Genomic DNA, 25,231 nt, shown 5'->3' with positions numbered 1-25,231 from the left:
AGATTTTATGGCAGATATCGCGATGACTACTCAGACGGCCACGGAAGGCGTAACCCGAACCTTCGAGAAATGGAACGAGGTTCTGCAGAACAGCTTCAACCAGGCGTTTCATAACGTCATCGAGTTTGCTCCGCGGCTAGTGGCGATGATCGTGGTCCTGGTGGTCGGCTACATTGTGGCCCGGCTCGTGGGACGGCTGATCACGCTGCTCTGCGAAAAGGCCGGCCTGCAAAAGGCGGCCGAGCATAGCGGCCTGGCCCAGTCGATGCAGCACATGGGGATCAAGCGCAACGTGTCGGGCGTCGTGGGCACGATCGTGTTCTGGTTGCTCATGTGCGTGTTCTTGATGGCGGCGTTCAATATCCTTGAACTCACCAAGCTGTCGGAAGCGATGGGCACGGTCGTCAACTACATTCCCAAGCTGTTGGTCGCCACGGTGGTTGTCGTGGTCGGCCTGCTATTGGCCAGTTTCCTCCGCGGAGTGATCGCCACCAGCGCCGACCGCGTCGGCATCAGCTATGCCGAAAAACTCGCCAGCGGCTGCTACTACGTGCTGGCTCTGCTCACGTTCTATACCGCATTGACTCAACTTCAGCTCGGCATGGATTTGGAGCTGTTCAAGGACCTGATTCTGATCGCCTTCGGCGCGACGGCCCTCGGCTTCGGCCTGGCCTTCGGCCTCGGCGGGCGTGAGGTGATGGGCGGAATCCTGGCGGGCTACTATGTCCGGCAGCGACTTCAGACCGGCGATCACGTGAGCGTGGCCGGCATGGACGGAATCGTTCGCGAAGTCGGCCCGGTCTCGACCATCATCGAAACCGACGAGCACGGACTGCTGAACCGCCACAGCGTGCCGAACGCGAAGATGCTGAACGAGGCGGTGCGCTAGGCGGCGCCGTCGCGGCAGCGACTACTGCAACCATCCTCAAGCGACCCCGACCGTCGGCAACGACGCGCCGGGGTCGCGTGCTTTTACGGAGTCGTGAAGAGCACGTCAACCCAATAGTTGCTGGCGTGATACGTGTCGCTGGGCACAACGCCGCCCGCGCCGTAGTGATAGACGCCATCGGGGCCATCGACGCCGTCGCCCAGCGCGTGCAACGGGCCATTCGTGATGCTGCCGCTTGCGAAGTAGCCGATGTTGTCGGAATAGTTTCCGCTGTTGGTGTGGTAGGAGGCGATGTAGGTTGTGTTGGCCTTGATCGCAACTGGCTGCGAGAAGGTCACCGTCTGCCAGCCGGAGGTCGATTCGCCCGAGAAGGTAGCGGTCGCCAAGAGCGACCCATCACTGGCCCACAGATTGCCGACGTGCGTGCCGGTATTGTTCGCACTTTTATAGAAGCGGATGCCGGTGATGAAGCCGTCCACATCCGAGCGGAACTTCACACCCAACTCAACGGCGTTCGGGTCGGGATTATCGATCCAGGTTGGCACGGTTGAAGTGCTCCAGATGCTCGTGGTGGTTTGCGACATCACGGAAACGGCGGTCGTGAAGGTCGAGATCAAATCGCTCGCCATCTGGTCGCCAATGATATCCGTTACGCCTGCCGCGCCTCCTTTGACGACGACCGAGTAGGTTGCGCTATTGGCGAGCGCGGCCTGCGGCGTGAGCGTGGCGGTTTGGCTGTTCGCGTCGTAGCCGATTGATGTGGCGACGACAGTATTCGACGAATTTCGCAACGACAGCGTGCTTGAGGTGAGCGTCGTCGGGTCCACTGCCGCGTTGAACTTGATCTGCACGGTCGCGCCGGTTGCCACTCCGGTCGCCTTGTTGGCCGGCGTGATCGAGTTAACTAGCGATGTAAGCACCACGTCGACCCAATAGTTGCTGCCGCTATAGGTGTTCGATGGGAATGCGCTCGACGCACCGTATTGATAAACGCCGTTCGGGCCGTCAGTACCATCGGCCAGCGCAGTAAGTGGCCCGTTGGTCACGGATTTCGACGAGAAGAAACCGATGTCGTCGGCGTAGTTGCCCGCATTGGTGTGGTACGAGGCAATATACGTCGTGCCCGCCTTGATCGCCACCGGCTGCGCGAAAGTGACCGTTTGCCAGCCGGAGGCCGATTCACTCGTGAACGTGGCAGTCGCCAGGAGGGTGCCGTCGCTGGCCCAGAGATTGCCGACGTGAGTTCCCGTGTTTTTCGTGCTCTTGTAAAAGCGGATTCCCGTGATGTACCCGTCGCCCGAGGCACGGAATTTCACTCCCAGTTCCACGGCCTGACTGTCCGGATTATCGATCACCGACGGCGTCGTCGAGTTGCTCCAAATGCTGAATGGACCAGGCCCCAGCGGAATCGGCGGGGCAACGGTCGTGAAGGCGGAACTGAAATTGCTTGTGAGCGTGTTGCCGTCCTGGTCGGCAACACCGTTGGCGCCGACGACGACGATCACCGTGTAACTCCTTCCTTTGACCAGTGATGATTGAGGCATGAGCGTCGCCGTCATGCTGGTTGTGTCGTAGTTGACTTGCGTGCCGACCGCGTTGCCCGAGGAATCTTGCAGCAGGATTGTATTCGAATTGACCGTGGCCGAGTTCATTGGGGCGTTGAACCGCACTGTGATGGACGAGTCGATGGCCACTCCGGCCGCGCCATTGGTCGGCGTGACGGAGTTCACCAACGAAGTGAGCAGCACGTCGACCCAATAATTGCTCGCGTTATATGTGCTCGTCGGGAAACTGCCCGACGCGCCGTAGGCATAAACGCCGTTCGGGCCGCTCACGCCGTTGGCCGGCGCGTGCAACGGGCCGTTGTTCAGGCCAGATGTAAAGTAGCCAATGTTGTCCGAGTAGTTGCCCGTGTCGGTGTGATACGAGGCGATGTAGACCGTGTTGGCCTTGATCGCCACGGGCTGAGCAAAGTAAACGGTCTGCCAGCCCGAGGCCGTCTCGCCGCTGAACGTGGCCGTGGCTAGGAGCATGCCGTCGCTGGTCCAAAGATCGGCGACGTGAACGCCCGTGTTGTTCGTGCTCTTGTAAAAGCGGAGGCCGCTGATATAGCTGTCATCGTCCGAGCGAAATTTCATGCCCAACTCAACGGCATTGCCATCGGGATTGTCAATCCAGCCGGGAACTGTCGACGTAGTCCAAAGTGAATAGGGTCCCGGTCCCAACTGCGGCGGCGGAAACAGCCCGTAAATCACCAGGCTGTTGCCGGTGCCGACAAACACCTCGCCGTTGATCACTGTCGGCACGGAGAATTTTGTCGTTGATCCCAGCGCGTCGCGGCTGCCCGCTGCTTGCGCGCTGGTGTAAAGTTCGTTCGCCAGGTTATTCGCATCGTAAGCCCGCAGTTGATTCGTGCCGTGATCCACGTCCCACACAATTCCGCCGGACGCGCCGTTAGCGGATACGCTCGCGGTGGCGCCGGGGAACGCGAGCGTGTCACTGGAATGCATGACCGCGGCCTTCGAGAAGGAAGCGTTGGCCACGGTGAACGCCTTGAGCGAATCGCCGACCGCTCCATAGTAAATGTAGTTTGTAGTGCCGTTGCTGAAATACGCCGGCGTGTCGAAGATCGGTCCGACCGCACTAGTTTGTTCCTGCACAACGTGATCGGTTGTGGCGCTGAAGCGGCCCATATTGTCGCGGTCGATCAGGTAGATCCGGCCCTCCTTGCCGCCGCCAACCAAAAGATGCGGGTGGGCCGAGCTGCCGGCCGAATCGGGCAGCAGGATCGGTCCGCCGGAGCCGAGATCGGTGTCGTGGGCATCGAACGTTGCCTGATTGAAGGGTGTAAAGTAGTCGACCGCCTTCAGCCCCCAACCATTGACGTTCTGGCTCGTCGCGCTGGTCGTCGGATCGACGACGATCTTAATGAATGAATCGCCGTAGTCGCCGTGAATCGGCATGCCGCCCGCGTTCATCGTGGTGTCAAAAGTGCCGTTGCCGGTCTCGACGTAAAGCGCCCCTTGGGCGTCGACGGCCACGGAGTCGCCGGATTGCCAGATGCCCCCTTCGCTGCCGCTGGGAGTGGTGTTGAAAACGCCGTTCAATACCAGCGTCTGCTCATTGAAGCTGAGCACCCAGCCGTGATAGGGACCGTTGTCGCCGTGTGACGCAAAGGCCATGTAGATGCTGCCATTGGCCAAAGTCAGCCCCGGACGCTCGAGCTGTCGCAGGGCGTTGAAATGCACGACGCCGTTAACGCTGCCATCGCCCGATCCGTTGACGGCCGGACCGCTGACGTAGGTATAAGCGCTGGTCTTGATATTGCCCGGATTGGTGGCGATCGTGTCGGCGATCACCGTCGAGCCCTTTAGTGCGCCGCTGGCAACGTCGATCGCGTAAAGCGTTTGGACATAATGGAGTTGGCTGCCCGACGTCTGTTTGGTCTTGGAAATCAGATAGAGCGTGCCGGATGCCGCGTCGATCACGGGCGTGGCGGTGATACCGATTTCCGGCGCAAGGTCCGTGCTCGCAACATCACCGCTTGGAACTGTGGTAATCCCCGCCGCCGGATTGATGAAGCTGACTCTCCACAACACGGCGCCGCTGTTCGAATCGATGGCGTACAGGCTGTCGTGCTCGGTCGCCACGTAAACCACATTGTGAACCCCCATCGACGAGCCGCCCGTGACGTTTACGCCCGACAGGTACAGCGGCTGGGCGTAAACCTGCCCATCGACGACCGCCGTGTAGAGCTTGCCGAACTCCGTCGAGTTGACGTTGCTGGGTGAAAGCTGTGTCTCGGTCAGGTTCTGGCCGGTGCTGGAATTGTCGTTGTGATACGTGACCATGCCGGCCGACGTGTTGGTCGATAGCAGCTGGCGCGATTCGCACCGCTCAAAGAAGAGTCGGGTTTTCCGTGGGGCGCTCTGCCGTCGCGAAGGGAGATTCCGATTCGAGCGAAACCAACGCATGGCAGTTGCTCCGGATGAAACGTGACCGTCGCATCCGTGCACTTGGCCCAAATTGGACGATTGGGACCACCTTACCGCTCGAACGAGAAAATGCCGAGTGGCGGCCGTTAGCGCTCATGGTAATTGGCCTGACCGGAGGTGCATAGCGACCGCATGCCGTGGGGAGCCGAAAACCGACGGAGGCAGCGAGGAGAAAACGGTCGTATGGGTTGCGCCATTTTAGCGCTTGGCACCGGCTGGCGCCGCGGACCAAACTTGAATTGGGCTCTCATCGTGCGCCGTCCGGCTGCGACCCGTGTCGGCGGAGAATCGAATCCGCGATTTAGAGCACCTAACAAATCCGGCTGGGAGAAGGGGACAGTCCCCGTTTTGCTTCGCGGACTTCGCAAAAGGGGGACAGTCCCCGCCGGATTTGTTGGGCGCTCTTGGCAAAACCGCCAAGCCGTTAGTTGACAGGCAGATAACGCGCCATTAGGCTGAGTTTGGAGAGGCCTTCTCCCCCGCTTTCCAGCGCCGGGGCGTCTCTCGCTTTTCACGACGAGCGCGGGAATCTCTGGCACCCGTCCAACGGAACGGGCCAAAACTTCAGGAGCGTGGCAACCTTGGCTGGCGATTTTACCGAAATCCTGATCCGCAAACGCATTATCAGTTCCGACCAATTGGCCGAGGCCAAACGTCTGGCCAAGGAATCCGGCAAAAAAGTCGCCGACGAATTGATCCGACTCGGATATGCGAGCGGCGACGAAGTGATGCGGGCAGTCGCCCAGGAGCATGGGCTGGATTTCGTAAACCTCAAGGAAGTGGTTATTCCGCCATCGGTCGTCGAGTTGGTTCCCGAGTCGCTGGCCCGCGAAAATGCCATCCTTCCGATGTCAGAAGAAGACGGCTCGCTCAAGATTATCATGAGCGATCCGCTGGATTACGACACGCGAGAGAAAATCCGCTTTATCGTCAATCGCAACATCGACGTCGCACTCGCCCCGAAAGAGAGCATTATCGACGCCATTAACCGCCATTATGGGCAGGTCGATGGCGAAAGCGCCGACTCGATGCTTCAGGAATTCACCGATACGGCGATTGATTTCACCGAAACTGCGGAAGAAACGGTCCGGCCCGATGAAGCGGTCGATGAATCGAGCGCCCCGATCGTCCGGCTCGTGCATCTGCTCATCAGCGAGGCCGTGCAGCTTCGGGCGTCCGATATTCATGTCGAGCCGTTCGAGAATCGGGTGCGAATTCGATACCGGATCGACGGTGTTCTCGTCGAACGGGATAGCCCCCCGCGGCGGTTGCTCGGCGCATTGCTTTCCCGCATCAAGATTCTGGCGAAAATGGACATTGCCGAACGCCGCCGGCCGCAAGACGGGAGGATCAAGATCACCGTCGGCGAGAAAGAACTCGACTTGCGCGTCAGCGTGCTCCCCTCGAACCACGGCCAATCGGTGGTGATGCGGCTCCTCGATAAGGACAATATCCGAGTCGGCGTCAGGCAGTTGGGGCTATCTGAGGGGGATTTCCGCTCGTTTCGCAATTTGATCCGCCGGCCCAATGGAATCGTGCTCGTTACCGGTCCGACCGGCTCCGGAAAGACCACAACGCTATACGCCGCACTCAACGAGTTGAACCGCCCCGATGTCAAGATCATCACCGCCGAAGACCCGGTCGAATACTATCTGCCCGGGATCAACCAAGTGGAGGTAAAGCACGGCATCGGGCTGGATTTTGCACTGATTATCCGCTCGATGCTGCGACAGGCCCCGAATGTGATTCTCGTCGGTGAGATGCGCGACAACGAGACGGCAAATATGGGCATACAGGCCTCTTTGACGGGACACTTGGTTTTCAGTACACTGCATACGAACGATGCGCCCGGAGCTATTACGCGCATGATCGACATGGGAGTTCCCGCTTATCTGGTCTCCAGCAGCATCATCGCCGTGCTTGCACAGCGGTTGGTGCGCGTGATTTGCACCAAGTGCAAGCAGCCATTTACGCCTCCCGACTCGGTCCTCGATGCCGCGGGAATTACGCCAGAGATGGCAGTCGGGGCCTCGTTCTCCAAGGGAAAAGGCTGCACACACTGCCAGCGCACCGGCTATCGAGGGCGGTTGGGGATTTTCGAACTCATGCTGATGTCATCGCGAATTCGTGAATTGGCGTTCGAGGGCGCGCCCACCCAGGCCATTCGCAAGGCGGCGATCGCTCAAGGCATGACCACCCTCTATAGCGACGGAATTCTCAAAGTGCTCAAGGGAATTACCACGATTGAAGAGGTCTTTCGCGTTGCTAAAAAGACGGAGGAGCACTGATTCTGTCGTTTGTTGCACCAAAAACTTGAGCGTCCCGCTAGCACTGCGAATAATCGTCTAGCAAGCAAACGGCTTAAGCCCCTTGTTGGTGATTTTCGCGATTGACCAACGGGCCGGGGGCTTACAGGGTCAGGTTGGTACCACAATTAACCGCAGCACAGAAAACACTGCACAAGCAACACTGCAAAAACTGCGCAGTAAAAGCTAAGCAGTGGAAAGCAGGTCCGCCGGCGAGGTTGGATTCGGAAAAGGCAAACCGTTCGGTCGCGAGTTTCCGTCGCGCGCCATTTTTGAAATCCACTTTGTGGGCGGAACGTCGGTTAGCAACTTGTTGAGCCGTTTCGATCTGGCATTAGGTATCCGGTCCGCCATCTTCGCCATTTGACCGCCTTCGTGCGGAAACGACTACGTATGGGCAATATTCTCATCGACAAGCTGCTCTCCGCCTGCGTGAAGCAGAATGCCAGCGATATCCATCTGACGGTCGGACAACCGCCGGTGTTTCGCATGGACGGACGAATGCGGCGACTCGAAACCAAAGTGCTCGAGTCCGACGACACGGTCGCCTTGATGAAGAGCATCACGCCCGACCGCTGCCAACATGAATTGGCCGAGGTCGGCGGCTGCGATTTTGGATTTGCCTTCGGCGAATTGGCCCGGTTCCGCGTCTCGGTGTTCAAGCAGAAGGGACACGTGGCAATGGTGCTGCGGCAGATTCCCAACAAACTGCTGACCATGGAGCAATTGGGGACCCCGCCGGTTTGCGCAAAGCTCTGCATGAGGCCGAGAGGGTTATTCCTCGTCACCGGGCCGACCGGCTCTGGCAAAAGCACGACGCTGGCCAGCATGATCAACTTCATCAACGAGACCGTCGACCACCACATCATCACGATCGAAGACCCGATCGAGTTCTACCATTCGAGCAAGAAATCGACGGTCAACCAGCGCGAAGTCGGCGTGGATGTGCCGAGCTTTTCCGAGGCGCTGCGGCGCGCCTTGCGTCAAGACCCGGACGTGATCCTCGTCGGCGAAATGCGCGATTTGGAAACGATCGAGGCCGCCATCACCGCCGCTGAAACCGGCCACGTCGTGTTTGGCACGCTGCACACCACCGGCGCTCAAGGCACCGTGAACCGCATCATCGACGCCTTTCCCACCAACCAGCAGGAACAGGTCCGCGTGCAGTTGTCGAGCGCGATCATCGGCGTGCTTTCGCAAGCGCTGTTGCCGAAAATCGGCGGCGGCCGCATCGCCGCCTACGAAATGCTCGTGGTCACATCCGCCATCGGCAACCTGATTCGCGAGAACAAGACGTTCCGGATCAATTCGGCCATTCAAACCGGCCAAAAGCTCGGCATGCAATTGCTCGACGACCATCTGTTCAGCCTCTGGAAATCCGAGAAGGTCACGGTCGATGAGGTGATGATCAAGGCCCAAAACCCCGACGATCTGTCGAAGCGCATCGCCAAGGCCGAGGCCGGCATGTTCGACGATGAGGAAGACATCAATCGTCGCGCCAAGGACGGCAAGGACGGTGAAGACGAGGACGAAAACGAAGGACCAAAGCGCGACGGCGTAAAGGGCAAGTGACAAGTGGCAAGTGAGATTTGACGACGTATTGCGACCTCCGACCGACTGTTGGAGTTCAGGCTTTAGCCTGCCTGCCGCAGCCTAAAGGCTGAACTCCAACAATCTGACCTCCGACCTCTCATAACATGGCACTACGTAAGTTTGGACAAGTTCTGGTCGATCTCGGCTTCATCGGCGACGATCAGCTCGCGGAAATCCAGCAGGAGCACGAGCGGAATCCGGAAGAGTCGCTGGGCCGTATCGCCGAGCAGATGGGCTACATCAACGACGAGCAGTTGGCCCAAGCCCTCTCCGAGCAGTTCGGCCTGAAGATGATCTATCTGGCCGAGCTGCCGATCCCGGCCAATGTGCTCGCCTCGGTGCCCGAGGCGATGGCCCAGTTGTATCGCGTGGTGCCGGTTTCGCTGGAAGGCAATGTGCTGACGATCGCCACCTGCGACCCGCAGAAGCTGTCGGTCGAGGACGAATTGCGAACGTTCCTCGGCTTCGACATCCGCTCGGCGGTCGCCACCGAGCGCGACATCCAAAAAGCGCTCGACAAATATTACGCCGGCGGAACGGAAAGCGTCGAGAGCATCGTCGCCGGCATGGAAGAAGACAAGGAATTGCAAAGGGCCGCCGAGGCCGCCGCCGGCGACGGGCCGATCGATCTGACCAGCGTCGAGGCACTGGCCGACAGCGCTCCGGTCCGCAAGCTGCTCAACATGGTCTTGTTGATGGCGATCAAAGACCACGCCAGCGATCTGCACTTCGAGCCGTTCGAGGATGAATTCCGGATTCGGATCAAGGCCGACGGCGTGCTGTTCGAGATGGTCCCCCCGCCGCGGCATCTGTCGTTCGCGATCACCACCCGCATCAAGGTCATGGCCGACCTCGACATCGCCGAACGCCGGCTCCCGCAAGACGGGCGGATCGAGCTGAACGTCGGCGGCCACCCGGTCGATCTGCGCGTCAGTGTGCTGCCGACCATGTTCGGCGAGAGCGTGGTCATGCGCGTGCTCGATCGCTCGGTCATTTCGCTCGATCTCGAAAAGACCGGCATGGACGCCCCCACGCTCAAGCAATTCCGCGAGGTAATCAACCGACCCAACGGGATTATCCTCGTCACCGGGCCGACCGGATCGGGAAAAACCACCACCTTGTATTCGGCGCTGACCGAGCTGAACTCGATCGCCGATAAGATCATCACGACCGAGGACCCGGTCGAATACGATCTCGACGGCATCATTCAGGTGCCCATCGATCCGTCGATCGGCAATACGTTCGCTCAGTGTTTGCGGTCGATCCTCCGCCAAGACCCGGACAAAATCCTCGTCGGCGAAATTCGCGACACGGAAACGGCCGAGATCGCCGTGCAAGCCTCGCTCACCGGGCACACGGTCTTCAGCACGCTGCACACCAACGACGCGCCGAGCACGATCACGCGGCTGCGCGATATGGGCATCCCGCCGTTTTTGATCACGGCCACGATCGAGGGGATCCTGGCCCAGCGGCTGGTGCGGCGGATTTGCGCCCACTGCAAGGAAGAAGTCATGCCGACCGCCGAGATGCTCGCCGACCTGGAACTCGATTCCACTTCGATCGCGGGCAAGAAGTTCTTCCGCGGCCGCGGCTGCCAACATTGCAACCGCACGGGTTACAAAGGGCGCGTCGGCCTGTTCGAAATGATGCCCGTCAACGACGACATCCGCGAGATGATCATGAACAACGCTTCGACCGATCAATTGCGCACCGCCGCGCGCAACGAGGGCATGGTCACGCTCCGCGACGCAGGAATCGCCGCCGTTTTCGACGGCACGACCACCGCCGAAGAAGTCATCCGCGAAACAATCCTGGAAGCATAAAGACAATTCGATTTTGGATTCCAACTGGCAACTGACAACTGACCGCCGACTCCCCTAGGTTACTCCCATGCCGATCTACCAATACGAGGCGATGGACTCCACCGGCCAGGAGATCAAGGACATGGTCGATGCGCCCAACGAAGCCGAGGCGCAGGCGACCATTCGCCAGATGGGCTACTTCGTAACCAAGATCTCGGTCAAGAAAGCCCGGAAATCGCCCACCGAGAAAAAGCAGGTCACCAAGAAGAAGCGGCAGTTCGCGCTGGGGGGCGTGAGTTCGCGCGTCCGCGTGCTCTTCACCCGCCAGTTGTCGATCCTTCAAGACGCCGGTCTGCCGATCCTCCGCAGCCTGCGGATTCTCGAGCAGCAAAATAAGCCGGGCCGATTCAAGAACTGCCTGATGGATGTCTGCGACGAAATCGAAGGCGGTGCGACGCTGAGCGAGGCCATGTCCAAATCGCCGAAGGCCTTCGACCGCTTGTATGTGAACATGATCAAGGCCGGCGAGGCCGGCGGTGCGCTCGAAGTCATTCTCCGCCGCCTGGCCGAGTTCCAGGAGCGGTCTCAGTCGCTCAAGCGCAAGGTCAAAGGTGCGATGGTCTATCCGATCGTCGTGATCATGGTCGCCGTCGGCATCTTGACCTTCATCATGATCAAGATCGTCCCGGCCTTCGAAAAGATCTTCAAGGACTTCAAGCAGCCCTTGCCCACCGTCACCACGATCCTGATCAGCATCGCCCACGCGGCCTACGACTTCTGGTGGGCCATCCCGCTCATCCCCGTCGCCTTCTGGCTGTTCATTAAGCTGATTCGCAAATTCAACTACGGCCGGGAGGGATGGGACTTGTTCACGCTCAAGGTGCCGATCTTCGGCCAGATGGTCGAGAAAAACATCCTGGCCCGCACCACGCGCACCCTCGGCACCCTCGTCTCCAGCGGCGTGCCGATCCTCGAGGCCCTGAACATCACGCGCGAGACCTCCGGCAACGCCATGTTCGAGAAGCTCTACGGCCGCGTATCCGATTCGATCCGCGAGGGCGAGAGCATCGCCAAGCCGCTCAAGGAGCATTCCCGCGCCAGTTTTAATGCCATCGCCCTGATGTTCTGGATGATTTTCATCCCGGTCATCGGCGGGCTGCTCTATGTGCTGCGGATGAATCAGCGGGTGGTTGACGATCTGGTGGTCAACATGGTCGACGTCGGCGAGGAAACGGGCGAATTGGACACGATGCTCTACAAAGTCGCCGACACGTTCGACGAAGAGGTGGCCGTGCTCACCGAAAGCCTCACCAAGCTGATGGAGCCGCTCTTGATTATCGTGCTGGGCGGTTGCGTCGGGTTCATCGTGATCGCCTTGTTCATGCCGTTGGTCTCGCTGATCACCAGCCTCACCGGCGGCGGGAAGTGATTGAATGCCAAACGCAGAATGCAGGATTCAGAAGGGCACTTTGCGGCGAAGGGCCGTATCGACAACTCCCTCTCCCCCTGGGAGAGGTCCGGGGTGAGGGGAATCACCAGCCGCGATCGATTCAGGTTATCTCAATTCAAGGACAACGGAACATGTTCAGCAATGTTGTAGCGCAGACGGAAAGCCGGCGGGGACTGTCCCCCTTTTGCGGAGTCCGCGCAGCAAAATGGGGACTGTCCCCTTCTCCCAGCCGGCGCGGGTTCACATTGGTCGAACTCCTGGTGGTGATCACCATCATCATCATCCTGATGGGACTCTTGACCCCGGTGATCATGATCGCGCTGGGCAATGCCAGGGAGGCGCGGATCATCGGCGATATCGCCGGACTCGATACATCCTTGAAGGCATACAAAGAGAAATACGGCAGCTATCCGCCCTCCGATTTCAGCGACATGATCGTCAGCGGGGTGGTCAACACCAATAGCTCGGCGGCGCGGCACTTGGCGAAGGCTTTTCCGCGCTGCGATGTTACGCAGGAGCTTCTTTACATTCAGCAGCCGTGGCGGGTGAACCCCAGTCTGCGGTTCTTCAGTCCGGCCGACGCAATGGTGTTTTGGCTCAGCGGCTTTAGCCCCGATCCGGAGCATCCAATCAAAGGCTTGCTTCCGGCACCGGGCACAACCGTAGCGGCTGCACTCGCCATGTCGTTGCCCACGCGGTCGCCGTTTTTCGAGTTTGCCCAGGCGCGGGTGCAGCGCCAGCCGGGCTGGCCCCAGGTCTCCAATAGCGGTCCGACCGTCGTCCAATTGCAGAACGGCATTTGGGCCTATTGCGACTCCAGTAACACTTGGTATCTAACCGTTCCAGTGTATTCACCGGCCGACACGCCCGGTGTGCCGTACGTTTATTTCGCCTCGCAGAACTACGTAGTGAGGGACCCCACGACAGAGTCTCCCAAAGATGATGGTACCGGACATTCCATCGCGTATCCCTACGACACTACGGTTTGGCAACAGGGGGGCCAAGGCGTCGTTCGTCCCTATGCCTCCGATCCGCCCGCAGGACAATTCCCAGCGAATGGAAATTGGCCGAAGAACCAGGGGCCGCAGCCGGTGAATCCCAATTCATTCCAAATCATCTCGGCCGGTCTGGATGGCGCATTCGGCGGTGGCGGAGTCGATGACCAAGGGAAGAGCGGCCTTCCGACCCTCTGCTATTTCCCCTCGGGAACTTTTTACGGCGGCGGCGACCGAGACAACCTGACCAACTTCAGCCCCAAGAACCTCGGCGACTCGATCCCGAAATGAACCGCAGTGTACTCCTCGCGCTCCGCGTGAGGACCGTTCATCACGACGGAGCGTGATGACTACGATGACAGAGAACGAGACATGCACGATCAATCGAACCCAAATCGCGCTTCGCGTCCGCGCTCTACAAGGAGCATTTGTCGGCCGTCGCTCCTCGTCCCTGGCCCCCGGCCCCTGGCCTCTGGCCCCTCGCTTTTCCCCCGCGCCTTCACCCTCATCGAACTCATGGTCGTGATGGCGATCATGGCGATCCTCGCCGCGGCGATGGCGATTGCCGTGAGCGGAGCGCAAGAATCGGCGCAAATCGCCAAGACCCGTTCTCTGATCGCCCGGCTCAATGCGCTGGTGATGCAGAAATACGAATCGTATGCCACGCGCCGCCTGCCGGTCACGATCCCCAGCGAGGTCATCGATCCCAGCGGCAGCCTGGTTCAGATGCCTTCGGCAGTGAGCCGCAAGGTGCGCTGCGACGTGCTGCGGCAGATGATGAGGATGGAAATGCCCGACCGCTGGAGGGACATTATCGATGACGCGGTTCCAATCAAAATGGAGGACGTCACTTCCCCGACGCGACCGGCATACACAGATCCCACGACCAATTCACAGACAATCCAAATGCAGCGATCCGCTTCCAGCCAAGCCTATCTGGCGTCTCACAATTCGGTTCAGAACACGCCGGCGTTCATCAAGCTGGGCGCAAATTATCAAGGGGCCAAGTGCCTCTATCTGCTCGTGACGATGGGCTTGGAAGAACCGAGCGTGCTCGAAAACTTCTCCGAGGGAGACATCGCCGACTTCGACCACTCGGGCTGCAAGGTGTTTATCGACGCCTGGGGAAATCCCATCAACTTTCTCCGCTGGGCGCCGGGGCTCGTCTCGCCGCTCCAGCCGCCGACGCCGACCAGCGCGGCCACGAAGGACCAGCGGATGCCGGACCAAACCGATCCGACCGGGGTGTACGGCACGCCGCGATTCGACTCGAGCGCCGTGAACGGGATTCCGCGCACCGAGCCGCCGGCGCCGGCCGTAACCAATTGGGACACCTTCGCGCTCTATCCGCTCGTTTACTCGGCCGGCCCGGACGGCCATTACGATATCGTCCCCGACATGACCAACGCCAGTGGCAGCGTGCTGCAATACTCACGGACGAGTCCTCCCAATAATCCGTTCGCCAGCATCGACCAATTGACGACCAACAAGTTTCCCGACGGCCCCATCGGCGCGCCGGCCATATTCCCGAAGACGGACCGCGGCAGCCGCGCGCTGGGGAGCTTCGACAACATTCACAGCCATTCGATGGGGGCGCGATAAGCGCGTGTGTTCGTATGGCGGCAATCGAATCAATCCCGCTACTGCATGGCCTGAAAGGCCAACGGAGCCCAGCCCAGGGTGAAGCAAGTCCGTCCGTTAGGGCGGGCGAGCGAAACCCTGGGTATGCGATGTCCAACGAACTCTTAGAGCCTATCCGAAAACGGCCGGGGACTGTCGCCTTTTGTGGAGTCTTCGGAACAAAAGGGGACTGTCCCCCTCTCCGCGGGCCGTTTTCGGATAGGCTCTTAGCCCTGAACGGGCGACGGAATTCCTGCATCGACATCACCCAGCGAGCCGTTGGATTGGGCTCCGTTGTGTCGCGCGCCCTCCGGCGGCCTTTCAGGCCGCAAGCGTGCGGGAGGCTTCGGCCGTCCCAGGGTTCCGCTCCGTTCTCCTGGCAGAGAACGTCGCTCCACCCTGGGCTGGGCTCCTCCGGCCTTTCAGGCCGAGGAATTGCTCACCCCTCGCCCCTCGCCTCTCGTCCCTCGACCCTCGTTTCTGGTCGCGTCGCCGCCGGCAATGTAGTAGGCACACTCCGTGTGCCGCAACCAACTCCGACGAACGGCGTCAACACAGGCAATGTGCATGCCGTGCAACAGAGGCAGGCGGACGGCACACGGAGTGTGCCTGCTACTCTGGCCTCGCGGCCCCGCCGCGCTCAGCGCTTTGTCCCTCTCCCTCGACGGGAGAGGGCCGGGGTGAGGGTGCATGGCGCTTTCACGCTCGTCGAACTCATGGTGGTGATGGCGATCATGGCGATCCTAGCGGCGGCGATGGCCCTGGCGGTGGCCGGCGCGCAGGAAGCGGCCCAAATCGCCAAGACCCGTTCCCTCATCGCCCGGCTCAATGCGCTCGTGATGCAGAAATACGAATCCTACCGCACTCGGCGGCTGCCGATCACGATGCCTGGCGAGGTGCTCGATCCAGCTAATGGCCCGTTTGACATGATGGGGAATCCGATTCCGAAGCCGACGCCTTTGAAGGCGCTCGCCACGATCCGGTGCGACGTTATACGACAATTGATGCGAATGGAAATGCCGGAGCGCTGGACGGATCTCGATGCGCCAGCGCTAATCACGGTCGCCGATAACAGTAATCCGGCGGCTCCGATTACCTACAATGACGTGGCCAATCCAACGCAACCGGCTGTCGTGAGCATGTTGCTGCCTGCCGTGACGAACGCCTATTGGGGACAGGTTCCAGAGGCAAACCAAAATGGCGTCATGGATTTCACCAAGGTTCCGAACGCCTATGAGGGCGCAAAATGCCTCTATCTGATGATGACGATCGGAATGGACGACCCCGATATCATGGAGAATTTTTCGGAGGGCGACATTGGCGACTACGACCATTCGGGCCACAAGGTTTTTCTCGACGCATGGGGAAAGCCGATTGGATTTCTTCGCTGGGCACCGGCGTTTTATTCGCCGTTGCAGCCGGCCCCCAATCCCTTCCCGGCAAGTCCGGTTGGCGGGAAAACATATACGGACGGACGGATGCCGGATCAGACTGACCCGACCGGAATCTATGGCCATCCGATTGTTTACGACAACACGACCGGCCTGCCACAAACGGACAAACCTGTGACGTTCGCGCTCTACCCGCTGATCTACTCTGCTGGCCCGGACGGTTATTTCGATATGGTTTCAAAATCCGGGAAAACCTTTCATTACGTCAATACGTCGAACCCACGCAACAACCCTTTCGCCAGCCTGACGGACACGACCGATTTTCCGGTTCCGCCGACTGGACCCGGCCCGATTGGGACGGCCGCGATTTTCGACGATCAGGGTAATTATTTGCCGCCCGGAAGTGCATCCCGTAGCCTCGGAATCAGCGACAACATCACCAACCAATTGATCGGGGCGCGGTAACTAATTGGTACGGAAAAGAGCCAACGATATGAGCGGCAAACCCAACGCAATTCATCGCGAGTCCCGCTGCGGCTTCACGCTGATGGAGTTGTTGGTCGTGATCATTATCATGGTGATCCTGACCTCGGCGATGATCCCGATCTTGTCGTCCGCTTCCGATTCGCGGCGGCTGCGCGAAGGGGCTCGGCTAGTGAGCACCATGCTCTCGACCGCCCAAACGCGGGCGATCTCGAGCGGCCGCTCCGTCGGCGTCTTGTTCCAGCCGATGAAGAACAACCCCTACGCTTCGATGGAGATATATCTCGTCGAGGTCCCGCCGCCGTATGCCGGCGATGATGTCGGCTATTCGGCCGCAATCAATTTCCCCGCGGGTTGGAACGCGTTAACAAACCCGCCCTTTAACGTGCAAATCAATGGCCCGAAGGGCCCCACTGGGTTCGCGCCGCCGACCTTTTCAGGCTTATCGGCTTACAACAACAGCACGAACCCGCCGACGACGCAAAAATTGATCCGCAACGGCGACCTGATTCGCTTTAATTATCGCGGCGACCTATTCGTGGTGACGACGGACCCTTCGGCGCCCACGCCTTCTCCGCCCGACTATTACATCACGAGCAATAATCTGCTTGTGACACCGCTGTACCCAAACGCGGTGTTTCCGCAGAAAGCGGTCGCCGTCCCATTCCAGATCTTCCGCCAGCCGGTCAAGACAGTCGATCCGCCTGTGCAACTCTCCGACGGCGCGGCGATCGACTGGTATTTTTCGGGAGTCGACTTGGCACCGCCGCAGACGCCAGCGATCGTCGCTGCCGCGACAGGCGATACTTACCCGAGCAACCCGCTTGCTTCGATGCGAGCGATGTTCGGCGCGCTCGGTACCATCAACACCAAATCGCCGACGGTTCCAGGCCCGGCCGGCGTGCCGATACCGGATACGTGCGGCCCGGTGATCGTCACGTTCAATTCGGCAGGGACGCTCGATCAGCTTTACTATTCCTGTACGTACAAGTTTTACACGATTGGGACGCCGCCTACGCCATACGTTGTCAATAACCCATTCAACTACCAAACCGCGCCGCTGTCCGGCGCTTATTTTCTTGTCGGGAAGATCGAGAAGATTCTGTCGGCGGCGGGCCCGGTGCAGAACGATCCGAGCCATTTGCCCAACTATCAAGACCCCGAATGCCGCTGGGTGAGCGTAACGCGGCAGTCGGGATTGGTGACGACAACGGATGTTGCGCCTCTACAGCCCGCATTTGTGAATTCGCCAGCCGGCGTGCCGCCCGCTTATACGACCAGCGGCCAATACCCGCAAAACCCCGCGGAATGGGCGGGCGTCATCAACGCTGTGATGAACTCCCGCCGCTACGCCAGCGGCAACCAAGTCTCGGGTGGAAATTAAGATGTTCAACCGTAGTAGGCACACTCCGCTTGGCGCGACAAGACCGGGAAAGTCGAGTCTCCCTCTCCCTCGACGGGAGAGGGCCTGGGTGAGGGTGCTGCGCCGGCTGACGCGCTACCCCCTCACCCCCGACCCCTCTCCCGCCAAATGGAGAGGGGAGAATTCGCTTCGCCCCTCCTCACTCGCTCCGCGTGCCATAACCAATCCCGGCGGACGGCACACGGAGTGTGCCTGCTACAGTTTCCCGCGCCCCTCGTCCCTCGTCCCTCGCCCCTCACGTGGCATCACCCTGCTCGAGGTGCTGATGTCGATCTTCGTGCTGGCGGTGGGGCTGGTGAGCGTGGCCTCGCTGTTGCCCGTGGCCGGATTGCAGATCCAGCGCTCGACGGTCGACGACCGCAAATCGCAGGTTGGGCAAATCGCCACCCGCGAACTCAAGACGCGCGGTTTCCTCCGCCCGGACAATTGGCGCTATTCGAACAATGCGAACTTTTGCGTTTTCGACCAGCCCACGGACGTAGGCGCGGTGTTGTGCGACACAGTGAATCAAACGGGTAGGGAAATTACCGCGCCGCAGGCATTTCCGCCGGTGGCAATTGATCCGCTCATCATCAATCGGTTTGCGGCGAAGTATCCGGTCGTCGGCACGTTCGCGAGCAATGGCTCGGCCTCGTCGCCCCCGGTGTCCATGGCGCGGTTGACGCTCTCGACCGTGCTGGGGTCGGCGGCCGATCAGGCTTCCGTCTCGCAGGACGATCTGGCGTTCACCATTCCCGGCGGCGACCCGGATGCGGTTCCGATCGGCGGATTCAACTCGAATGGCACCAAGCGGGCCTTTGATGGCCGCTACAGTTGGCTCGCCACACTTGTGCCCGTCTACGGTGATGAGCTTGTGCCCCCGACACCGGCAACTTCGACGACGCCGCGAGACCCTGGGAAGCCAGTGAACCGCAACTTGATGACTCTGTCGATCGTCGTCTTCAACCAACGGCCAACGGCGGTCGCTCCGGGCACGGTGGTCAACAATGTGAACATCAGCGCGGAACGGGCTGATGTGGCGACCTTTACCGGCACGTCGATCGCTGGCGTGCCGGCGCCTGCGGTTGGCATCGGGGCGGGCGAGCTGCAGATTACTGATGAGGTGGCTGTCCCTCCCATTTCCGTCACGGAACGTCCGAACTTGGCGGTCAACGTCGGCGAATGGATCATGCTCGGAACGATGGTATACGACATCAACGCGCCCAAGGATTCGAGCGGCCAGACCCAGCGGCCGTTCTTTCGCTGGTATCGAGTGGTCTCGGCGGGACCGATTTTGTCCCCGAACATCAACAACGATCCGAGCAATCCAAATCGATCGGCCAAGTATTATGCCCGCAATCTTACGATTAGCGGCCCCGATTTGAACATGGCAATCGTACAGCAGCCGTATTGGAAGGACTGGCAAGGCACTTCGTATCCGAAGTTTTGGGCGTTCATTTACGACGGCGCCGTGGCAGTATACGAACGCACGGTCCGCCTGGAAGGCCCGTCGATGTGGTCGAATTGAAGCAAGGAAAAGCGCGGCCGATGGCCGCGACCAAACGGATTTTTATGAGGAGGCCAGGAAAACAGGAGCGAGCGTCGTGATCTACATGAATTCTCTTCCTGTCTTCCTGGTTTCCTCATAAATAAAATGCTTGTCTTGGTTCAATCAAAGAGCCTGGCACGAGAAAAAGCAAATCAACGAGGCGGCTTCTGGGCAAGGGGCCGGCTCCTAAGCGGAATGGTGTGAATATGTCGCTTGCCAATCAAGATGGGGACTGGGGACTGGGGGCTGGGGGCTCGGAGGTCGGAGGACGGAAGTTAGCCGCGCCGCTCGCGGCGGGATGCCCCGCGTCCGAAGTCGGAAATTCAAAATCCAAAATCCAAAATCATTCCAGCCCCTCACCCCCGGCCCCTCTCCCGCAACGGGGCGAGGGGAGCAGGCAGTCCGTCCCTCGCCCCTCATCCCTCGTCCCTCGCCCCTTGTCTCTCGCTCGGCGGCCTTCGGAGCGGCGGCGGCGCGGGGTGCTGCTCCTGGTCGTGCTGAGCGTGCTGGTGCTGTTCGTATTGCTGACGGTCACCTACGTGCTCGTGGCCTCCAAGGAACGCGGGGCGACCAAAGCCATCGGCCGCCACGAGCAATCCGGCGACTCCCCGGCTCAATTGCTCGATTCCCTGGCAATGGTCCTCTTCCGCGACACGACGGACGTCCATTCCCCTTTCCACACCTGGAGCCTGCTCGAAGGGATTTACGGCAACGCGAGCTTCCGCGGCAACGTCGGCAAGAATTCGGGGACCGCAACGGGCACCGGCGGGCAGTTCTATAATATCGTCTTAGCGAGCACTCCGACGAACTATCAATCCGCCAATTACTATTACCAAGGCTGCGTCCTGACAATGCTCAACGGCCCCTGTGCCGGACTAAGCGCCCGGATCGTGGCTTCCAACGGCACCGGTCTGACCGTCATGCAGTTCCATGCCGACGCGGGGCTGCTCTATCCGAACTCTGCCGATCCTAGCACGAATTACCCAGGCGACAGCTTTCTCGTCAATGGCCCGGCCTACGCCGGCATGGGGCGCGGTTACGACTGGACCGGTGCGTCAAAAGACCCCCCCACAACAGGGTTAACGGTTTGGAACGGCCTGAAGGATTCGAGGGATCCGATCAACGCGGAATACGCCCTACTGCCCAATCCTGCCTATTTCAAGCCAAACGCGACGTCGAATCCTCCGTATACCGATCCGGCCGGCAACGGCGGGGCGAACGTCGATTACACGGCCTACGACTACAACAATATGTATTTGGGCTTGGTGAACAACACCGGCGGCGTCCTGCCGTCGTTTCATCGCGCAGATTTATATGCGTATTGGAACAAACGAATACAATCGACGCCTAGTATCACTCCCGACCTAATACGCTCCATTGCACGGAGGGTTCTTTTCCGTCCTACCATAACTGACCACCCGATCTTCTGTGCTGCGACCAACTCCGCCTTTAACAGGCCTCCCGCGAGTTCCACGGATCCCGGGGGTCCCGGGGTGTCTAGTACCCCACTTGACGTCGACAACATGGGGAACGGCGTTCCCGACAGCATCTGGATTGATCCGGGTCTACCAGTAATGACCTCGAAGGATGGTCGGACGTATAAGGTTCTGGTCGCGCCGCTGATCCTCGATCTCGACGGCCGCGTGAATCTCAATGCTCACGGAAGCTATGCCCAGCAGGATTCGAACTTTCAACAAACCTCGACTGGTCCGTTGGCCGGCGGAACGCCCGTACAACTTGCGGCCGGACTGGGCTTTGGCCCGGCCGACATTGACCTAACGCGGATTCTTTCGTCGAACGAAATGCAGAATATCTTCGGCGTCGGTCCGAACAACATAAACACGACCACGCAGGGTCGTCACGGAATGGGAGTTTCGCCCGTCTCCAATCGGCCGATGACGGCCGTCAAGATGTTCGAGTATCCGCTGAATGATTACCGAGATGTCACAAAAGCCAACAGTCAATACGATGTGCTTACGTCCTTCGGCACTCCCGGCGACTTGAAGTCCCGCCGCACCGTGGGCCTCGACTACCGCGGGCAGCCGCTATTCATCACACCGGGCGCAAACGCGACGAACGGAAACTATTGGACGAGCGAAGTGTTTGACGTGAGTTCCACCTTGATCAAGGCGGTGGACACTCCCTATGGAATTGACCTGAACGCCCCGCGGCCCGGCCGCGGCATGACACAAGCAGGATTGGACAATCCGTTCACGCCCGCCGAATTGGAGCGAGTGCTGCGGTCGCATGATGTCGATGCGCGGTCGCTCGCGCCGCGCTTGGCTAGTCTTCTAACTTCGCTCGATCCTAGCACGAGCACCTTCACACCGGCGCAAATCGCGGCAAAGACCAACGACCTTACAACCGATAGCTGGGACTCGCCGGTTCCGGGCCTCGCCGTGCCGCGCGATTTTCGGCAACAGGCTGCCCATGACTATGTCGATGCCTATTGGAAAGCAATGGGGATTGACCCGGCAAAATTTCCTGCATACGGCGGCCGGGTGTTCCAATTCGCCGATCTTTTGCGGGCAAAGCTGTACAATAGCTTCAAAAGCCCGCTAAGCGGGGTCCTCCCGGTCAACGCAAGCGCATCGCAGATTACTACGGCGCTCGACGCCGAACTTGGAAGGATAATGCCGCCTGAAATGTTTGGCGGCCTGAAGATGGACATCAATCGGCCATTCGGCAATGGCCGCGATGACAACGGCGACGGGATCGTCGATGAGCCCGGGGACACTGGAAACGGCAATCCGCCCCCGCAGGAAAAGATCAAGAGCAGTGACTTTCCATATTGGCCGTCGTCTTACCCCGCATCGGTCAATCTCGACATTACCGACGGCGTGGCGACGCCTCAAATGGGTCGGCAATTGATGGCTCGGTATCTGTATACGCTGGTGATGGCCTTTTCCGATTTCTCTGACCCAAAATTCAGCAACTGGACCACCGATCCAATCGCCGCCGCGAACATTCAAGCGGCCAATGCGCGCCGCGCAGCTCAATGGGCCATCAATGCCGTTTGCTTCCGCGATTCATCGTCGGTGATGACACCTTTCGTCTACCACTCGCATATCTTCCAAAGTGACTACGCCGGTTGGAAAGCCAGCGGTGATCCAAGTCAGGTGCCGCCGAATCAAGCCGCCAGTGCCGATCTTCAGATCGTTTGGGGCTGCAAGCCGCCCGACATCGTGATGACAGAAACGCTGGCATTCCACGATCGTGCTACGGCGGACACGAGATTCGACGATGGGCCGAAGAGGAAGACCACCGATCCCCAGGACCCTGATCCACTTAAGAACGACAAGAACTTCGATCAGATCCGCGTGCCGCAAGGATCGCTCTTCATTGAACTCTATTGTTGCCGCAATCCAAGCAATCCTATTTATCCGACAGATCTGTATACCAAAGACAAGAACACCGGACAGTGGTGTCTCGAACTGAGCAAACAAGCTCCGGACGGCAATCCTGTCTGGCGGATGGTGATCACGGACTCGACGACAAACCTCACCACCGCCGCGACGACCAATAAGGATACGTTCACGATTCAAAACGACACCACGGACAATGTGACGACTATGAAGTCGTTGATTATCAATACGTTTTCGAGCGCATTGACGGCGAATGTCGACAGGATTATTTGGTTTCCGACCGTCAAGCCGCCGACGCCGGCGACACCAGGCCTCTTTTATAACTGGAACCAATCGCCAATCTTTGTGCCACCGGCGGCCTATGCAGTGATTGGCCCCAGACCGAAGACTTACGTCGGATCGATCAAGGATCCCACCTCATATTGCGAAAAAACCGCGACGTCGCAGTCGATAACGGTTAGCGCAAACAGCGCCACCAGCTTGAATACCGCATACTCGGACCCCCAGAACACTGATAGGAAGCAGGTCGTTGGAGTCATCATAGCGGCGAATCCTCCGGCGAGTTGGGGCAATGTGGCGAAGACTGCACCGCAGGGAATCGGTCTCAATGTCTCTGAGCCGCTTCCGACTTCCCAGTACTATTATCCGGAGCCGACTGTATTGGACCCCGGGACAAACCTGACGGACGCTTACGGCGGCACTCCGAACGCGACGAACAATGGGCTTATCGGCGATTCGGCGTTTCCGTTCCGCAACAACCCGTTGGAACTGGGCACCGGCGACCCGAACGCATTAAACCGTCCTCTGAGTCTGACCGGCGTGGCGAAGACCGGAACTAAGCAACTCTATAAACATGTGGTGCTGCAGAGGCTAGCAGATCCGCGCGCCGCTTGGGACAGGGTCAAGAATCCATACATTACCGTCGACTGGATGCCGATTGACCTGACGACGTTTAGCGGCGAATCGGCCGATCCCGATCCTGACGACGCGATAGGGCCGGTGAATTTATCGAGCCGCCAGCGCGGCGGTTATACGAACCCGCCCCCCGCCAGTGGAAACAATCTTTGGGGTCAGCCGACTGACGCTTTGCCTCGCGATATGCTTGGCAACAACGTTTGGAACTTCAACCATCAACTTCAGCACACCATTGGGTATCTTAACACAGGGTTTGGACAAGGTTTCACGCAGGCGGCCGCAGCAGGTGGGCCTGGAGCGGCGTATGCTGGTGACCCGCAGAAGCCGTTCCCCTGGATCGCTTGGAATGCTCGGCCCTATGCGAATGTGATGGAGCTGCTGCTTGTGCCGGGAAGCTCTCCCGACCGCTTGCTGATGGACTTTTCGAGTCCGGGGACGATAAGTGCCTCGGCGCAAACCCCCGATCCGTATTTTGCTGCGAATGTGAGTTTCCATGCGCCATTTCAACATCTGCTCAATTTCTTCAACTCGACGGACTATCACGATCCCGCGGATAAAGGGGACACTGCGGGGAACCTCTATCGCGTGCTCGACTATCTGACTGTTCCATCCCGGTTCATCGGCTCGGATACTGTGTTGAACCCCAGTGTGTTCACTAGCACGTCGGGCCAATCGCCGTTCCTGCCGCCGTTCAACAAAGTGTCGAACTATCGCGATCCAGGGCGGATCAACATTAACACGGTCACTAGCTCGGACGTGCTTGCCGCCTTGATCGGGGTGCCAATGGATCCTGCAAAGGGCGGATATCCAACGTTGTTGAATAGGTTGATCATGAGCCGGCGCGGCGACGGTAAGACTAACAACACTGGGCTAATCACCGCCGACCAGGATTTTCCGACTTCCGTGGCGGCGCCCTTCCGCGCCGCCGGCGCCGCCGACTTGGTGCCTCTTGCCAATATGCTCCATAGAGGTGTCGATTTGTCGCTACTCCGCGCTGACCCGACAGTCCCTCCGTCAGCTACCGGAATCGGCACCAATCCCGAACGGCCATTATTCGGCTTGGACACGTTGAAAGGTTTGGGCGCGTTGGTCGGCGATTACAATCAGCCTACGCGCAACTCATATTTTTACTACCAGGGACTAGAACGGATCGGAAACAATGTCACGACGCGGTCGAATGTGTTCGCCGTGTGGCTGACGGTTGGCTATTTCGAGGTGCTGCCTTGGCCGCAGAGGGGGATCAACTACGGGCCGGGGATGACTGTTACATCTCCTTCCAGTTTCACTCCCGACGACATAAAGGCCCATGCCGATGGCTTTCAGCTTGGGGCCGAGTTGGGGAGCGATACGGGGGATATTGTCCGCCATCGAGCGTTTTACATCTTCGACCGCTCGATCCCCGTCGGCTACGAGCGCGGGCAGAATCACAATGTGAATCGGGCGATTCTGCTCCGCCGCTACATTGAGTAGCGGCGA

The 25,231-nt window shown here is 59.5% G+C and carries 12 protein-coding genes; 11 read left to right on the top strand and 1 reads right to left on the bottom strand.

Annotation, left to right across the window (positions count from 1 at the left end; genetic code table 11):
• Positions 1 to 7: 7 nt before the first annotated feature.
• On the top strand, positions 8 to 889 hold the full coding sequence (locus VGY55_23095) for a mechanosensitive ion channel domain-containing protein (GenBank protein HEV2972873.1): 882 nt from the start codon (positions 8 to 10) through the stop codon (positions 887 to 889).
• 83 nt (positions 890 to 972) lie between these two features.
• Here the strand turns inward: VGY55_23095 and VGY55_23090 are convergent, their stop codons facing one another.
• Positions 973 to 4,863 (bottom strand): DUF4082 domain-containing protein, encoded by a 3,891-nt coding sequence (locus VGY55_23090; GenBank protein HEV2972872.1) that lies wholly within the window; start codon positions 4,861 to 4,863, stop codon positions 973 to 975.
• A 593-nt stretch (positions 4,864 to 5,456) separates the two neighbouring features.
• Here VGY55_23090 and VGY55_23085 point away from each other — a divergent pair.
• The 10 genes from VGY55_23085 to VGY55_23040 all read left to right on the top strand — a co-directional run bounded on the left by VGY55_23085 (position 5,457) and on the right by VGY55_23040 (position 25,225).
• Entirely contained in the window at positions 5,457 to 7,172 is a 1,716-nt protein-coding gene (locus tag VGY55_23085) for an ATPase, T2SS/T4P/T4SS family (protein ID HEV2972871.1), read from the top strand.
• 411 nt (positions 7,173 to 7,583) lie between these two features.
• Positions 7,584 to 8,762, top strand: coding sequence for a type IV pilus twitching motility protein PilT (locus VGY55_23080; GenBank protein HEV2972870.1), 1,179 nt, complete (start codon positions 7,584 to 7,586; stop codon positions 8,760 to 8,762).
• A gap of 125 nt (positions 8,763 to 8,887) precedes the next feature.
• Positions 8,888 to 10,606 (top strand): ATPase, T2SS/T4P/T4SS family, encoded by a 1,719-nt coding sequence (locus VGY55_23075; protein HEV2972869.1) that lies wholly within the window; start codon positions 8,888 to 8,890, stop codon positions 10,604 to 10,606.
• Positions 10,607 to 10,673: 67 nt separating this feature from the next.
• Entirely contained in the window at positions 10,674 to 12,014 is a 1,341-nt protein-coding gene (locus VGY55_23070; GenBank protein ID HEV2972868.1) for a type II secretion system F family protein, read from the top strand.
• Positions 12,015 to 12,166: 152 nt separating this feature from the next.
• On the top strand, positions 12,167 to 13,321 hold the full coding sequence (locus tag VGY55_23065) for a prepilin-type N-terminal cleavage/methylation domain-containing protein (protein HEV2972867.1): 1,155 nt from the start codon (positions 12,167 to 12,169) through the stop codon (positions 13,319 to 13,321).
• 81 nt (positions 13,322 to 13,402) lie between these two features.
• A complete protein-coding gene (locus VGY55_23060; protein ID HEV2972866.1) occupies positions 13,403 to 14,632 on the top strand; it encodes a prepilin-type N-terminal cleavage/methylation domain-containing protein in 1,230 nt (409 codons plus the stop codon).
• Positions 14,633 to 15,330: 698 nt separating this feature from the next.
• Complete coding sequence (locus VGY55_23055; protein ID HEV2972865.1) at positions 15,331 to 16,506, top strand: prepilin-type N-terminal cleavage/methylation domain-containing protein; 1,176 nt, start codon at positions 15,331 to 15,333, stop codon at positions 16,504 to 16,506.
• Positions 16,507 to 16,534: 28 nt separating this feature from the next.
• On the top strand, positions 16,535 to 17,908 hold the full coding sequence (locus VGY55_23050) for a prepilin-type N-terminal cleavage/methylation domain-containing protein (protein ID HEV2972864.1): 1,374 nt from the start codon (positions 16,535 to 16,537) through the stop codon (positions 17,906 to 17,908).
• Between the two features lie 304 nt (positions 17,909 to 18,212).
• Complete coding sequence (locus VGY55_23045) at positions 18,213 to 19,454, top strand: hypothetical protein (protein HEV2972863.1); 1,242 nt, start codon at positions 18,213 to 18,215, stop codon at positions 19,452 to 19,454.
• A 458-nt stretch (positions 19,455 to 19,912) separates the two neighbouring features.
• Complete coding sequence (locus tag VGY55_23040; GenBank protein ID HEV2972862.1) at positions 19,913 to 25,225, top strand: hypothetical protein; 5,313 nt, start codon at positions 19,913 to 19,915, stop codon at positions 25,223 to 25,225.
• Positions 25,226 to 25,231: the final 6 nt, after the last annotated feature.

The organism is Pirellulales bacterium (assembly GCA_035939775.1).
Lineage (GTDB): Bacteria > Planctomycetota > Planctomycetia > Pirellulales > DATAWG01 > DASZFO01.
Note: the sequence above shows the minus strand (reverse complement) of the source record. Positions and strands in the feature narration are given on the sequence as shown.

Bases quoted from the DNA above. Each gene is read 5' to 3' on its own strand.
- VGY55_23095 (HEV2972873.1), top strand. From the start codon at position 8: ATGGCAGATATCGCGATGACTACTCAGACGGCCACGGAAGGCGTAACC.
- VGY55_23070 (HEV2972868.1), top strand. From the start codon at position 10,674: ATGCCGATCTACCAATACGAGGCGATGGACTCCACCGGCCAGGAGATC.
- VGY55_23075 (HEV2972869.1), top strand. From the start codon at position 8,888: ATGGCACTACGTAAGTTTGGACAAGTTCTGGTCGATCTCGGCTTCATC.
- VGY55_23065 (HEV2972867.1), top strand. From the start codon at position 12,167: ATGTTCAGCAATGTTGTAGCGCAGACGGAAAGCCGGCGGGGACTGTCC.
- VGY55_23045 (HEV2972863.1), top strand. From the start codon at position 18,213: ATGTCGATCTTCGTGCTGGCGGTGGGGCTGGTGAGCGTGGCCTCGCTG.
- VGY55_23060 (HEV2972866.1), top strand. From the start codon at position 13,403: ATGCACGATCAATCGAACCCAAATCGCGCTTCGCGTCCGCGCTCTACA.
- VGY55_23080 (HEV2972870.1), top strand. From the start codon at position 7,584: ATGGGCAATATTCTCATCGACAAGCTGCTCTCCGCCTGCGTGAAGCAG.
- VGY55_23090 (HEV2972872.1), bottom strand. From the start codon at position 4,863: ATGCGTTGGTTTCGCTCGAATCGGAATCTCCCTTCGCGACGGCAGAGC.
- VGY55_23050 (HEV2972864.1), top strand. From the start codon at position 16,535: ATGAGCGGCAAACCCAACGCAATTCATCGCGAGTCCCGCTGCGGCTTC.